At 65.1% G+C, this 14,374-nt stretch carries 11 protein-coding genes; 7 read left to right on the top strand and 4 right to left on the bottom strand.

Going from position 1 to position 14,374, the window contains the following annotated elements; genetic code table 11:
* Positions 1-131: 131 nt before the first annotated feature.
* The 3 genes from BACI348_RS04265 (at position 132) to BACI348_RS04255 (ending at position 4,334) form a co-directional block, all read left to right on the top strand.
* The gene (locus tag BACI348_RS04265) at positions 132-1,346 is read left to right on the top strand and encodes a hypothetical protein (RefSeq protein WP_159824104.1); all 1,215 of its coding nucleotides are present in this window, start codon (positions 132-134) and stop codon (positions 1,344-1,346) included.
* Between the two features lie 463 nt (positions 1,347-1,809).
* Positions 1,810-3,405 (top strand): PucR family transcriptional regulator, encoded by a 1,596-nt coding sequence (locus BACI348_RS04260; protein WP_159824103.1) that lies wholly within the window; start codon positions 1,810-1,812, stop codon positions 3,403-3,405.
* On the top strand, positions 3,402-4,334 hold the full coding sequence (locus BACI348_RS04255; RefSeq protein ID WP_159824102.1) for a glutaminase: 933 nt from the start codon (positions 3,402-3,404) through the stop codon (positions 4,332-4,334). Before BACI348_RS04260 ends, BACI348_RS04255 begins: the two co-directional genes overlap by 4 nt.
* 104 nt (positions 4,335-4,438) lie before the next feature.
* Here the strand turns inward: BACI348_RS04255 and BACI348_RS04250 are convergent, their stop codons facing one another.
* Entirely contained in the window at positions 4,439-5,689 is a 1,251-nt protein-coding gene (locus BACI348_RS04250) for an FAD-dependent oxidoreductase (RefSeq protein ID WP_159824101.1), read from the bottom strand.
* Entirely contained in the window at positions 5,682-7,001 is a 1,320-nt protein-coding gene (locus BACI348_RS04245; protein ID WP_159824100.1) for an MFS transporter, read from the bottom strand. Before BACI348_RS04245 ends, BACI348_RS04250 begins: the two co-directional genes overlap by 8 nt.
* 114 nt (positions 7,002-7,115) lie before the next feature.
* Here BACI348_RS04245 and BACI348_RS04240 point away from each other — a divergent pair, with 114 nt between their 5' ends.
* The 4 genes from BACI348_RS04240 (at position 7,116) to BACI348_RS04225 (ending at position 10,728) form a co-directional block, all read left to right on the top strand.
* Positions 7,116-7,898, top strand: coding sequence for an IclR family transcriptional regulator (locus tag BACI348_RS04240; RefSeq protein ID WP_159824099.1), 783 nt, complete (start codon positions 7,116-7,118; stop codon positions 7,896-7,898).
* 108 nt (positions 7,899-8,006) lie between these two features.
* Complete coding sequence (locus BACI348_RS04235; protein WP_159824098.1) at positions 8,007-9,140, top strand: cupin domain-containing protein; 1,134 nt, start codon at positions 8,007-8,009, stop codon at positions 9,138-9,140.
* Positions 9,137-9,985, top strand: coding sequence for a fumarylacetoacetate hydrolase family protein (locus tag BACI348_RS04230; RefSeq protein WP_159824097.1), 849 nt, complete (start codon positions 9,137-9,139; stop codon positions 9,983-9,985). Before BACI348_RS04235 ends, BACI348_RS04230 begins: the two co-directional genes overlap by 4 nt.
* The gene (locus BACI348_RS04225; protein WP_159824096.1) at positions 9,985-10,728 is read left to right on the top strand and encodes a maleylpyruvate isomerase family mycothiol-dependent enzyme; all 744 of its coding nucleotides are present in this window, start codon (positions 9,985-9,987) and stop codon (positions 10,726-10,728) included. The genes BACI348_RS04230 and BACI348_RS04225 overlap by 1 nt, the downstream gene beginning before the upstream one ends.
* A gap of 79 nt (positions 10,729-10,807) precedes the next feature.
* Here the strand turns inward: BACI348_RS04225 and BACI348_RS04220 are convergent, their stop codons facing one another.
* On the bottom strand, positions 10,808-13,078 hold the full coding sequence (locus BACI348_RS04220; RefSeq protein WP_159829769.1) for a gluconokinase, GntK/IdnK-type: 2,271 nt from the start codon (positions 13,076-13,078) through the stop codon (positions 10,808-10,810).
* A 62-nt stretch (positions 13,079-13,140) separates the two neighbouring features.
* Positions 13,141-14,370, bottom strand: a complete 1,230-nt coding sequence (gene manD / locus BACI348_RS04215; protein ID WP_159824095.1) for a D-mannonate dehydratase ManD — start codon at positions 14,368-14,370, stop codon at positions 13,141-13,143.
* Positions 14,371-14,374 lie beyond the last annotated feature (4 nt).

Here is a 14,374-nt window from a genome sequence, read left to right as displayed (position 1 = left end):
CTAGCCGGACAAGGGAACGATGGTCGCAGCGGTAGGGCGGCCAGCGCCAGGACAATAACAGGTAGGGCCCGGAAGCATTTTTAAGCCTTCCGGGCCCTACCTCTTTTGGGGCAACCCATAGACTGAGCGCCATGCCTAAGCCTGAACGCCCACCCATGAAACTCTGGAAACTTATCGTGCTGGGTGTAGTTGTTTCCGTCACTGCCTTGACGGCTCTGATCTGGGCCTTCGCGGCATACGAGACAGCCAACCTGTCCCCGCTCAGCCATGATCCCCGCCTTACTCAGGACAAATGGTTTGAAATCCTACGCAACGCCGTTACAACAGCGGCGGCCTTAGGCGTCGGCGTGACCCTGTTTCTCTCCTACCGTCGCCAGCTGACGGCCGAACAAACCCAACGCGTAGCCGCCGACGCTCAACTTACCGCCGCAAAGGCGCAACAGACGGCGGCCGACGCATTGGACGTGGCAAATCGGCAGCACGCGCTAGACCAGGACCGGCGACGCGACGCGATATCTTCGAATCTGCGGGAGAGATACACGAAAGTCGCGGAACAATTGGGCTCTGAGCATTTAGCCGTCCGGCTAGCAGGGATTTACAGCCTGGCAGCCTTGGCCGACGACTGGGCCGACGCCGGGTTCCCCGATGAACGACAGGTTTGCATCAATCTCCTTTGCGTTTATTACCGCTCAAACCAATCGCAAGATGCCGAGGAAGTCCGGAAGGAAATTTCCGAAGCCATTTCGCAGACAATCCTGGATAGGCTGAAGGGCCCTGACGGTGGCACGAAGTACTGGGGCGGGTCGACAATCAAGCTCACGAACGGTGGGGAATCTCCCGTTTTCCGGGATTTGCATCTGAGCGAGGCCGGTAAGTTGCAAATTTGGCAAACGCGGGTAGCTTCGCACAGGGCTATTGCCGGGGCTCACATTGGCGGCGATATGCAAATTATCGGCAAATTTGGGGGGTCGCTAGTTCTGACGGATGTGGAAGTTGTAGAAACAGGGTCGCTCTGGATGGGAAGCGGGCAGGACGACTCGGATACTCCCAAATCAATTCACTTCTATAGTGCAATTTTGGACGGCGGTAGAATTACGATTTTCACCGCTGGCGCTGACGTCTCTTTTACCGATTGTAAGTTTCAATCTGGGTCGCTCGTGGCATGGGTGGGCGCTGAAGGCGGCCATCTGAAGTTTTCTCGCTGCACCTTTACCTCCGATGTCTTCCAGAATGTCGGCCTGTCAGGGCAGAGTGAAGCGCTGGTCGCCAAGAACCTGACTTTCCTGGATTGCCACTTTCCTGCCGGAGTCGAGCAACCTCAGCTTTTCCAGCCAACGCCCGACTGACGGGCCCTGCCCGACGTAAGGCCCGCAATGTCCCCTGCCCAATTGCTGCCCACATTTTGCCCACACCCGGCGTGAAAAGCCGTGATCTGGCATGATCCAATTCCGCAGAATCTAGCGCTTTTCCTTGCCAGCGCAGGCGGGGAAAAGGTTTCAAATCCCACCGTCACCGCCACGTAGAAAGGCCCCGCTTCCCTCAAAAGAGGAAGCGGGGCCTTTCGCATCTGGGCCAACAGTGTGGTCTGCTGGATAGCTTGAGCGTAGTCAGCGGATGCCACGTTGTCGCGCCGCTCCAAGCCCCTGCCGCTTCACAACGCGTTGACATCACGTTCCCCGCCGCCTTGGAAAGCCAACCGAAAAACACCCGCCCAATTGGGGCTTCACCACAAATTCTGCGCAGCCGGCCGTCGATACGATGGGCAGACCGGACAGAGCCGTCCGGGACTGATCGACCCGGAAGGAACCCATGACCTCGGTGACGGTGGATGACATCCTCTCGGATCTCCCCCTGGGGTTCGCGAGCCTCATCCTCCGGCCGGCGAACGGATCCGGGATCGAACGTTTCCTGATCGTCGATGCCGAGGACGAGACCTGCAACGGTGACGACGCCTTTGTCGTGCTGATCGGCGTGCGTGGAAGGTCGGCCTTGCCTGCCTTGCGGCGGCTGCGGCACTGCGCCCCGCCGGTGGTGGCCGTCAAGGGAAGCCGTGAGGAGCTTTCCGAAGCCGAAGAGCTCCTGCGCGACGCCGGCACCGGCCTGTTGCTGGTGAACCCGTCCGCCGACTGGGACCGCCTGCTGTCCATCGCCAAGGACAGAATCCGGCCCCGCAGCTACCAAAGCGAAGTCCTGACGCTGCTGGAGGAAGACCTCTTTGCCATCGCCCAGACCACTGCCCGGCTCACTTCGAGCCATGTGGTGATCGAAGACGCCGCCAACAAAGTCCTCGCGTATTCCACGGTGTCCAATGACATCGACGAACTGCGCAAGGCGTCCATCCTGGCGCGCCGGGGACCGCGGAAATATGAACTGCTCCTGAAGGACCTCGGAGCTTACCGCGAACTGCACCGGACACGGCTCCCCGTGCGGGTGCCGGCAAGGCCGCAGGACGGGCTCCGCGAACGCGTGGCCATTACGCTGTTCGCCGGGGATCGGATCATGGGCTATATCTGGCTCCAGGAAACCGGCGACGGTTTCGGCCCTGACGTTGAACATGTGCTGAAAGGTTCGGCCGCCCGGACCTCCGCCGAGCTGATCCGGTACCGCAACCAGCAGTCCGTGCACATGCGCGAAGACCGGATTGCGCGGATCCTTTCCGGCCCGGCGGAGGCGTCAGCCAGCGCACACAGCGAGAAGATCCCTGCCGACCGTCCCGCCGCGCTGCTCCTTATTGGAATATCCGATGCGGAAGCCCAGGCCGATGATGCCGCGCTGAAACATGGGGAACTGGCCAATCTGGCGTCCATCCACGCAGCTGCCTTCAAGGCCTCGGCGGTAGTGGGGCAGTTCAATGGGAACACCGCAGTCATCATCCCCGGACTGCACGCCGCGGCAGCGGAATCAGGGCTCCGGGGCTTGGCCGAAGCCATTGTGCGGGACGCCGGCAAACACCTCGGAATCACCGCTTTTGCCGCTGTCGGCCCGGTGGTCCCGGACCTGTTGTCCATCCACTCCATCACCCGGATCACGGAAGCATTGTTGGGCTGTGCAGGAAAGCCCTCCGGGCCGTCCGTGGCCACAGTGGACGATTTCGAAGGAGAGATCCTCTTCCGGGAAGCCGTGCAGGCCTTCACCTCCTCAACATTCCGCCATCGCAGCTTCACTGCCCTCCTGCGCGGGGATGCTGAGCTGGCGGAAACCTTGCGGGTGTACTTCGACGCTTCCCTCGACGTTGCCGAATGCGCCCAACGGATGAAGCTGCACAAGAACACCGTCTACTACCGCATCAGCAAGGCCTCCAGGGTGACCGGCCTGGACTTCGGCAATCCCCGCGACTCATTCGTGGCCTTACTCCACATTCAGGAATGGGCGGGATCATCAAAACGGCAGACTGGCAGGAAATGACCACAGCGCTTGAAGCATCGCCGCTCGGCCCCCTCCTCAACAACATTGTCCGCAGCCACAGGCCCCTTCAGAAGGCAGGATCCGTCCCGGCGAACATCCCGTTCCTGGCGGAAGTTCCCTTTGACAAGTTCGGCATTGCCGTTGCCACGACGTCCGGGCAGGTCTACCGTTCCGGCGACGCGGACGTACCCTTTTCCATCCAAAGCATTTCCAAAGTCTTCACGCTGGCAATGGCGTTGCAGGGTGACCCCGCGGGCAGGCTGTGGTCCCGGGTGCTGCGGGAACCTTCCGGCACCGCGTTCAACTCGTTGGTCCAGCTGGAGGTGGAACACGGAGTCCCGCGCAACCCCTTTATCAATGCGGGTGCGCTGGTGGTTACGGACCACCTGATGGAAGGAACGCCCGACGCCGCCAAGCAGCTTCTGCGGTTCCTCACCGCAGAAGCTGGCAGCAGTGGGCCGTTCATCAATGAGGAGGCAGCATCCAGCGAGCTGTTGGGCAGCAACCGCAACCTGGCGCTGGCCCATTTCCTGAAAGACTTTGGCAACCTGAAGCAGACGGCTCAATCCGTGGTGCAAAACTACGTCCGCCAATGCTCCATCATGATGACCTGCGTTGAGTTGGCCCAAGCGGGCCTTTTCCTCGCCCGGGAAGGCCGCGGGCGGCTGGGCCGTATCCTGTCCCCCAGCGATGCCAAGCGCATCGGGTCCATCATGCTGACCTGCGGTATGTACGACGCCGCAGGAGAGTTCGCGTACCGGGTAGGCCTCCCGGGCAAGAGCGGTGTGGGCGGCGGCATCCTGGTCATCGTTCCGGGTGTCTGTTCAATTTGCGTGTGGAGTCCCCGGCTGGACGCCAAGGGCAATTCCCTGGCCGGCACAGCTGCCCTCGCCGATCTTTCCGACCGCACCGGTTGGTCTGTTTTCTGACGCGCGGACTCACTAAGCCATGCGCAAAACGCCAGCGGACGACGGCGGGAGGTCCCGTCGTCGTCCGCTGCTGTTAAGGGGCTGGCAGCTAAGCGGGCGGCAGCCTACGCCGCCGCGCCCTCGGTGACCCGTTTGGGCGCAACGGTGGGAACGCCGTCGCCGTCCGCCCCGTACAGCCAGTCGTTGTACTGGAAGTTGTTGTCCCTGCGGCTCTTGAACAGCAGGTTGCGCAGCGTCCGGGCCAGGCCGGAGACGTGCCACGACTCACCCCACACCCGGGCGGTGCGCTGGACGCGTGCCGTGCGGCCGGCGCGGGCGCCGTTGAAGTCACGAATGGCCGTGTCCCAGCCGGACGGATTGATCCCGTCAGCGGTGAACACGGTTCCGATTGAGGCATCCTGCAACGCGGCGGCATCCTCCAGCGCCTGGCAGGCGCCCTGGGCCAGATACTGCAGCATGGGGTGCGCGGCGTCGCCCATCAGCACCATCCGGCCGGATATCCAGTTCTCGATCGGGTCGCGGTCGTACATCGGCCAGCGGATGCCGGTGGCGAGGTTCTTCAAGGCCTCCTGGACGGCGGGAACGCAGTCTTTGTAAGCGGCCTCAAGCTCATCCACTCCCCCGTACTGCTCCTCGCCGCGCTCAAACGACGCGGACTTGAAGACGGCAACCGTGTTGAGCAGCTCGCCCTTGCGCAGCGGGTACTGCACAAGGTGGCAGTCCGGGCCGAGGTACACGATGACGTCCTCAAGGTCCGTCTTGGGGGTTGTGGGCGTGATGGGAACAGTTCCGCGGTAGGCCACGTAGGCGGAGGAGACCGGCTCGTCCTTGGCGACGAGCGGGCGGAGGGTGGACTTGAGCCCGTCTGCACCGATCACCACGTCGGCCGAGTAGTCAACGCCCGCCGCCGTGTGCGCCACACCCCTGCCGTCCACGGTCTCGACACCTTCCACGAGGACGTCGTTGACCAGCTTGACGCCGGCAGCCTCGCAGCCTTCGAGCAGCACGCGGTGCAGGTCGCTGCGGTGGATCACAACATACGGCGCACCGTAGCGTTCCTCGAATTCGCCGCCGAGGGTCTGACGGGTGAGTTCCTCACCGGTGACGGCGTCACGGAACACCAGGTGCTTGGGCTGCACCCCGATTTCCAGCGCCTTTTCCAGCAGGCCCCAGCGCTTCAGTACACGGGAGGCGTTGGGTGCCATCTGCAGTCCGGCCCCCACTTCGCCGAATTCGGGCGCCCGCTCCACCAGGGTCACCTCGGCGCCGTTTTCGCGCAGGGCGAGGGCTCCGGCGAGTCCGGCCATGCCCCCTCCGATGACCAGGACGTCGGTGGACGTTGCGTGCTCAGACATTGCTTACTCCTGTGGTTGCTGATGTGTTTTTGGATTTCAAGTGAAGGCCGACGGCGGCGAGCAGCACAGCGGCGATGGCTGCGGCCCCGGCGAAGGCCAGGAAGTTTGAGTTGACACCCAGCCCCGCGGCCAGCAGCAGGCCTCCGGCCTGGGGTGCGGCGACCGCGCCGATGCGGCCCGTGCCCAGAGCCCAGCCCAGCGCGGTGCCGCGCAGGTGGGCGGGATAGTGGTTGGCGACAGCAGCGATGATGAGGCATTGGGTGCCGTGGGTTCCGACGCCGGCAAGCACCAGCATCAGGTACACCACCGTTACCGGCGGTCCGGTCACGAGGACTACCAGCGCACCGGCGGCGACGACCGCCGCGGCGATGGCTGTCGGCACAGGGCCGAAGCGGGTACCGGCCCATGCCGTGATGACCGATCCGGCCACCGCACCGAGGTTCAGCGCCAGCGCGAACGTCAGCGCCGAGCCGAGGTTGTAGCCGGCCAGCTGCATCAGGTTGGGCAGCCAGGTCCCCAGTCCGTACCAGGCGAACAGGGTGGCGATGGTGGCAACCGCGAACAGCATGCTGATGCCGAGGTAGGGGGCGCGAAGCAGGGAGGAGAACCCGGCGCGGGCTTTGTGGCCGGCCGTGGCCGGCGGGCTCTGCGTGTCCTGCCCCGAACCCAGCGTTTCCGGCAGGTATTTCAGTCCGAGCGGCACCACGATCACCAGTGCCAGCACGGCCACCAGGAACATGGACTGCCAGCCGAAGGCCGGGATCAGCTGGATACCCACGAGCGCGGCGATGGAGCCGCCGATCGGGACACCGGACATCATTAGAGTGGCAATCGTGGACCGCCACTTCGCAGGGACCAGTTCAGCCACGAGGGCGTTGGCGGAGGGCACCAGGCCGCCGAGGCCGACGCCTGCCAGGAGGCGAAGGATGCCGAAGATGGCGGCGTTGGGAGCGAAGGCGCAGAGCACCGTAAAAACAGAGAAGACGACGGCGCAGCCCAGGATGGTGCGGCGGCGTCCCCAGGAGTCGGCCATGCGGCCAGCGAAGATCGCGCCGATCATCATTCCCAGGAACGCCATCGATCCGATGGTTCCGGCCGTTGCCTTGGTCAGGCCCCAACCTGTTTCCGAGATGAGGGAGGACTGGACCGTGCCGTAAACAATGAGGTCGTAGCCGTCAAAGACCACCAGCAACCAGCAGACCAGGACCGCGAGGGCGGATGCCTTGGAAAACCTGCCGTGTCCGTCGTGGGCCGGGGAAGCTGCCGTTCCGGAAGACCGTTGCGTCGCTGCAGCGGAAAGTATGTGATTCATCCCACTACTGTCATGGCCCACGAAGATGAACCACAATACAATTCTGATGTGCAGAAAAGGCCCAATTCCCAGTCCCCGCCGAAACCTGCCCGCAAGCCAGGCCAGAAAAAGCCGGTGCAGAAGCGCCCCACGTATTCCATCGAAGCGGTGGACAACGCCCTGCTGCTGCTGCAACTGCTGCGGGACGGCGGCACGCTGCGGCTCAAGGACGCAGCGGAGGAACTGGGCGTTGCGCCGTCCACAGCCCACCGCCTCCTGGCCATGCTGGTGTACCGGGGGTTCGCGGTCCAGGATGAAACCCGGCGCTACGTTCCTGGTCCCGCCATGGGTGTTGGCCCGGCGGGGCTGAGCTGGACCCGGCTGCTGCGCACGGTTGCCCAGCCGCACATGGAGCTGCTGTCGGCACAGCTGAATGAGACCGTGAACCTCATGGTGCGGGTGGGCACCAAAGTGCGGTTCCTGGCGACGGTTGAGGGGAGCAACGTGCTGCGGGTCGGCGACAGGCAGGGGACGGTTCTGCCTGCGAGCAAGACCTCCGGCGGCAAAGCCATCCTTGCTGAGCTCGACCCGCCGATGATCCAGCAGCTCTTCCGCAGCAACAATGCCGAGATCAGCGGTGACACCATTCCCGTGGATCAGTACGCTGCCTTCCTGCGCGAGCTCGAATCCATCCGCAGCAACGGTTTCGCCGCCAACTTCGAAGGCACCGAAGACGGCGTGAGCGCCCTGGGCATGGCCCTGCACAACAGGCACGGCGATGTGGTGGGGGCGATCAGCGTGGCCACTCCTGCCACCCGTTTCCGGGCAGTGTTCGACGGCGGCCTGGTCGCCGCCCTGCGCGAGACGTGCCGGCAGCTGGAGATCGACATCGCCGCCAACCCGGCAGAACCGGATTGAACAATGCGCCAAGTGATTCTGTAGAGCAGAATATGTTCGGTATCACACGCCTGCATCCGTAGGGTCGAACTACGCCAAAACTGTTCGGACCTATCGAGGAGGCCTTTCGTGTCCATCAGCGCAGAGAACGCGACTCATGAATCAGTGGCCGCCAGCCACGCCCTGCCGGAACCCACGGTGGAGGAAGCTGCCCAGCTGGAGCAGCTCTACCAGGACTTCAGCCAGGAGAACCTGATTCCGTTGTGGACCGAGATCGGGGACCTGATGCCGATGGTCCCCACCCCGAAGGCGGTCCCGCACGTGTGGCGGTGGGATGACCTGTACCCGTTGGCCGCCCGTGCCGGGGACCTTGTTCCCGTGGGCCGCGGTGGGGAACGGCGGGCCATCGCCCTTGCCAACCCGGGCCTTGGTGGCACGCCCTACGCAACCCCCACTCTGTGGGCGGCGATCCAGTACCTGGGCGGCCGTGAGACGGCGCCCGAGCACCGCCACTCGCAGAACGCCTTCCGCTTCGTCGTCGAAGGCGAAGGCGTCTGGACAGTCGTGAACGGCGACCCGGTACGGATGTCCCGCGGGGACTTCCTGCTGACCCCGGGCTGGAATTTCCACGGCCACCACAACGACACCGATCAGCCGATGGCCTGGATTGACGGGCTGGACATCCCGTTCGTGCACTACACCGACGCCGGGTTCTTCGAGTTCGGCACTGAGCGCGTCACCGACGAAGCCACCCCGGACATTTCCCGCTCCGAACGCCTCTGGGCCCACCCCGGCCTGCGCCCCCTCTCCGGCCTGGATGACACCACCAGCTCCCCCATCGCCGCCTACCGCTGGGAGCACACCGACCGGGCACTGCGCGAACAGCTGCTCCTCGAGGACGAAGGCCACCCGGCCACCGTCTCCCAGGGCCACGCCGCGGTCCGCTACACCAACCCCACCACCGGCGGCGACGTGATGCCCACCATCCGTGCCGAGTTCCACCGCCTCCGCGCCGGCGCCGCCACGGACACCGTCCACGAGGTGGGCTCCAGCGTCTGGCAGGTCTTCGAAGGCACCGGCTCCGTGGTCCTGAACGGTGAAACCAAGCAGCTGGCCAAGGGCGACCTGTTCGCGGTCCCGTCCTGGGCCGCCTGGTCCCTGCACGCCGAATCCGAGTTTGATCTGTTCCGCTTCAGCGACGCCCCCATCTTCGAGCGCCTGAACTTCAACCGCACCTACACCGAAGGACGCACCAAGTCATGAAACTCCTCACCCTCCGCCTTCCCGCCGTCACCGGCAACGGCAACGAAACAGCCACCGTGGCGGTCCGCCAGGACGGCGACACCCTTACCGAGATCCCGGGGTTCGCCGACGTCGGAGCCTTGCTGCAGGACCCCACCTGGGAGACCACCGCTGCGGCGGCCAACGGCGCAACGCACGCGCTCGACGGCGCGGACCTCGCCGCCGTCGTCCCTTCCCCGGGCAAGATCATCTGCGTGGGCCACAACTACCGCAACCACATCAAGGAAATGGGCCGCGAAGTCCCCGAACACCCCACCCTGTTCGCCAAGTACGCCGAATCCCTGATCGGGCCCAACGATGACCTGGCCCTGCCGCAGGAATCGGACACCGTGGACTGGGAAGCCGAACTCGCCGTCGTCATCGGCAAGCAGGGCCGCCGGATCAGCGAAGCGGACGCTGCGGACCACATCGCCGGCTACGCCGTGCTGAATGACATCAGCATGCGCGACTACCAGTTCCGCACCATCCAGTGGCTGCAGGGCAAGACCTGGGAGAAGTCCACCCCGTTCGGCCCCGCCCTGGTCACCAGGGACGAATTCACGCCCGGCCCCCTGATGACCTCCGCGGTAGACGGCGACATCCAGCAATCCACGCCCACCTCGGACCTGGTGTTCACCCCCGGGTTCCTGGTCTCCTACATCTCCACCATCATCACGCTGAACCCCGGCGACGTGATTGCCACCGGCACCCCCGGCGGCGTCGGCCACGCGCAGGACCCCAAGCGGTACCTGCAGGAGGGCCAGGTCCTGGTCACCACCATCGAGGGCCTGGGCCAGCTGAAGAACCGCGTCATCAAGGAAGCCTGATGGTTGCCCGCCACGATCAGACCGCCGCCCCGGTGCTCCTGGAGTCCCTGCTGCAGGCGCGCCGGGGCACGGCGTTCTTTGCCCGCAAGCTCAACGAGCTTTCCGACGCGGAGCTCGACGGCGGCAGCCTCCTTCCCGGCTGGACCCGCCGGCACGTTGTGGCACACGTGGGCTACAACGCGCGGGCAGTCGCCCGGCTGATCGAGTGGGCCGCCACGGGAGTGGAAACCCCGATGTACGGCTCCCCGGAGGCGCGCAATCACGAAATCGAATTCGGGGCCACCCTCTCCCCCATCGCCCTGCGGCACCTCTTCGACCACTCGGCGGTGCACCTGAACGTCGAATGGCGCGACCTGCCCGCCGACGCCTGGCACCACAAGGTCAAAACGGCGCAGGGCCGGACGGTCCCGGCCGAGGAAACCGTGTGGATGCGCACCCGCGAAGTCTGGCTGCACGCCGTGGACCTGGACAACGGCGCCGGCTTCAACGACATCCCGGCACCTGTCCTGGAACGACTTTTAGGCGACATCACCGGTGCGTGGCATACCCGCGGCACCGACGCCGGACTGGTACTCGAGATAGACGGAACCCGCCTGACGTTCGGCGACACCAGCACAACAAACGCGACGACCATCGCGGGGCCGCTGCCCGCCGTCGTCCAATGGGCTGCAGGCCGGGGTGGCTCGGGCGTGACGGCCTCCGGCCCCGGGGCAACTGTTCCGGCACCGCCGAAGTGGATCTAGGTAGGCCGGAGCGACACGCACAGCAATGGCGGCCAGCGAAGTTCGCTGGCCGCCATCGTTGTGCCCGGTAGCAGGCAGGCTAGAGCCGGGTGTCGAACGAGCCGCAGAAGACGTTCTCGTTGAACGTGCCCTGGAATGCTGACTTGCCCTGGATCTTGTTGATGGTGGCCCGGATGGCTTCCCGGGATCCTGCGTGGGCATGGATCGCGGTCTTCACCATGGGGACATCAATCAGGTGGTTGGGCTGGTTGAGGGACACAAACACCGTGGGCACCTCCGTGACGTACCACGGGATTTCGGCGGCCATGGGTGCGGACCACTTGATCCGGATGGCTGCCTCCTGCGCGAAACCCAAGACGCTGGCAAACACGAAAGCGGCGTCATACTTCTGCGCATAATCGCCGGTGGCTTCCTCGGACAGGACCCGCATGAAGTTCATGCCGGTTTCCCCTGCCGCTTCCCGCTGCTCCGCGGTCTTGAAAACGTGCACCTCAAAGCCGGCGGCCTCGAGTTCTTCCTTGACCGTGTCCAGGTAGGCGAGGGGGTCTGCCCGGGTGAAGTCGGCACCGCCGGAAATGCCGTACAGCCGGATCCGCGGATGCGTCTGCGGCGTGATGGGCAGGTTGCCGGCGGTGTCCTTGACCAGGGTGACAGTCTTGTCCGCGATGTCCGCCGCGATGGCCCGGTGCGCCTCGCTGCCGATCACCGCCAGAGCTTCCGCCGGCGGCACGAGGTCCGAGGGAGCCTTGCGGTGAAGCCCCAGCGACGCCTTCAGCCCCAGGATCCGGCGCAGCGCGTCATGCAGTCGCTGTTCACTGATCACGCCGGACTTGTAGCCGTCCAGCATGTACTGGAAGTCCTCAGCAGGGTTGCGGAAGAACAGGAACATGTCGCAGCCGGCCGCGATGGTGGCCGGCACCAGGTCCTTCCGCTTCATGGCCTGGGTCAGCCCCACCATGAGCGAAGCGTCCGTCAGGACCAGCCCGTTGAAGCCAAGTTCACCGCGGAGCAGGTCCTGCAGCAGCTCGGGCGCCAGCGTCGCAGGAAGGATCCCGTTGTCCGCCAGGCCGGGCCGGAAGTGCCGGGACAGCTCCGGCGCGCCGATGTGCCCCACCATGATGGACTGCACGCCGTGGCCGATCATCTCGCGGTACACGTGCCCGTACGTCCGGTTCCACTCCTCGTAGCCGAACGTGTTGTAGGACGTGACCACATGCTGGTCGCGCTCGTCCACGCCGTCGCCGGGGAAGTGTTTCATGGCGCAGACCGTGGGCGATTCGCTGATGCCGTCGAAGTACTCCTTGGCCCGCTCCACCACAATTTCCGGGGTGTTGCCGAAGGCACGGGTGGAGATGACCGTGTTGCGCCAGTTGTAGTGGATGTCCACGATCGGGGCGAAGGCCCAGTTGCAGCCGAGCGCTGCGGTTTCCACCCCGGCCACCTGCCCCATCTGCCGCGCGATGGCCTTGTCCGGATGCGAGCCGGCCTGCAGGTGCGTGGACACAAACGTCCCGTCGTCACAGCTTCCGGCCCCGCCCATTTCCGGGTTGGACGCCACCAGCAGCGGGATCCGCGTCTTGGACTGGGCATAGCGGATGTGCTCCTGCACCGCGTCCGACGGGCCGGGCCGGTACCGCATGCCGCCCACGTGGAAGTTCTCCAGCACACCATCGAGGTACTCAGGCGAGTAGTCGTTGTTGTGGTTGATGAACAGCTGGCCGATCTTCTCCTCAAGGCTCATCCCGGCCAGGGTGGACTCCACCCAGGCGAGCGCGTCACCGTCGAGATTAAACGGCGCGGCCTGGAGGTCGACGTCGAACTGCCGCGGCCGGGTGCCAATGGCACCTTGGGTGCCCATACGCTCAATGGGACGTGCGACGGCGGCAATCCCCGCGAGCGCCTCCCCCACCACCTGCTGGACAGGCGAGGCGATGTCGACGACGACGCCGGCTTCATCGGCGCCGAGCGGTTCCAGCGTGGCGAGCTGGGACTCGAGGAGCGCGGGCGGCATAAAGTGCCCGGACCGGCCTTCGGTGCGTGCCCTCAGGACCTCCTTGCTTCCGTGCAGGTGCAGGAAGATGGTGTCCGGCGCCTGGGCCCGGATGGCGTCCCGGTAGCTGCGGCGGAGCGCGGAGCATGCCAGGACCATCCCGCCGTCGCCCGCGTTGGCAAGCCGGGAGCCCACCGTGGCGAGCCACGGCCAGCGGTCCTCGTCAGTCAGGGGTGTTCCGGCCGCCATCTTGGCGACGTTCTCCACCGGGTGCAGGGAATCGCCGTCCAGGAAGGGCACACCGAGTTTGCGGGCCACGAGGTCGCCGATGGTGGTCTTGCCGCAGCCGGACACCCCCATCACGATGATGCGGACCTTGGGCTGCCCGGCGGCGGCAGCAGTTGGTTCGGGATTGAGGCTGGTCACCAGTCGTGGACCGTTCCGTCGATCAGGCGGTTGTAGGGCAGGTAGGCCTGCTGGTACGGGAAGGCTGCAGCGGCTTCTTCGTTGAATTCAACACCGATGCCGGGCTCGTCGCCCGGGTGCAGGTAGCCGTCCTTGAACGTCATGGACTGGTGGAAGACCTCGTTGGTCTTGTCCGAGTGCTGCATGTACTCCTGGATGCCGTAGTTGTGGATGGCCAGGCCCACGTGCAGCTGCGCGGCGAAGCCCACCGGGGAAATGTCCGTGGGGCCGTGGAAACCGGACTTGATCTGGTACTGGGCAGCGAAGTCCATGACCTTCTTCAGCGGGGAGATGCCGCCGAAGTGCGTGGAGGCTGCGCGGACGTAGTCGATCAGCTGTTCCTTGATCAGGGTCTGGTAGTCCCACACGGTGTTGAAGATTTCGCCGATGGCCAGCGGGGTGGTGGTGTGCTGGCGGACCAGGCGCAGGCCCTCCTGGTTCTCCGCCGGGGTGCAGTCCTCCAGCCAGAACAGGTCATACGGTTCCAGGGCCTTGCCGAGCTTTGCGGCCTGGATGGGCGTCATCCGGTGGTGGCCGTCATGCAGCAGCGGGATCTCCGGGCCGAACTCGTTCCGGACCGCCTCGAACACGGTGGGCAGGTGGCGCAGGTAGGCGCGGGTGTCCCAGTCCTCTTCCACAGGGAACGCGCCGCGGCCGGCGGGCTCGTAGTCGTACCGCTCCCCCGAGGCCTGGGCCTGGGCGGCGACGCCGTACACGGCCTTGATGCCGGGGACGGCGGTCTGGATGCGGATGGACTTGTAGCCCAGTTCCAGGTGTTCCCGGACTGAGTCAAAGAGCGACGGAAGGTCAGCACCGGAAGCGTGGCCGTACGCCCGCAGCCCGTTGCGGGATGCCCCGCCCAGCAACTGGTACACCGGCATCCCGGCCAGCTTGCCCTTGATGTCCCACAGCGCCATATCCACAGCGGCGATCGCTGCCATAGTCACCGGGCCGCGGCGCCAGTACGAGGACCGGTACAGGAACTGCCAGGTGTCCTCGATCTTGTGCGGATCCCTGCCGATCAGCAGCTGCGCAACATGCTCCTTCAGGTATGCGGCAACGGCAAGCTCACGGCCGTTCAGGGTGGCGTCACCGATACCGGTCACACCATCCTCGGTAGTGATCCGGAGCGTCACGAAGTTCCGGGAGGGACTGGTGACGAATACGTCGGCTGCGACAATCTTCATGAAG

It is taken from the genome of Arthrobacter sp. 9AX, assembly GCF_902506095.1.
In the GTDB taxonomy this organism is placed as follows: Bacteria; Actinomycetota; Actinomycetes; order Actinomycetales; family Micrococcaceae; genus Arthrobacter.
This window is presented reverse-complemented; position numbering and strand designations above follow the sequence as displayed.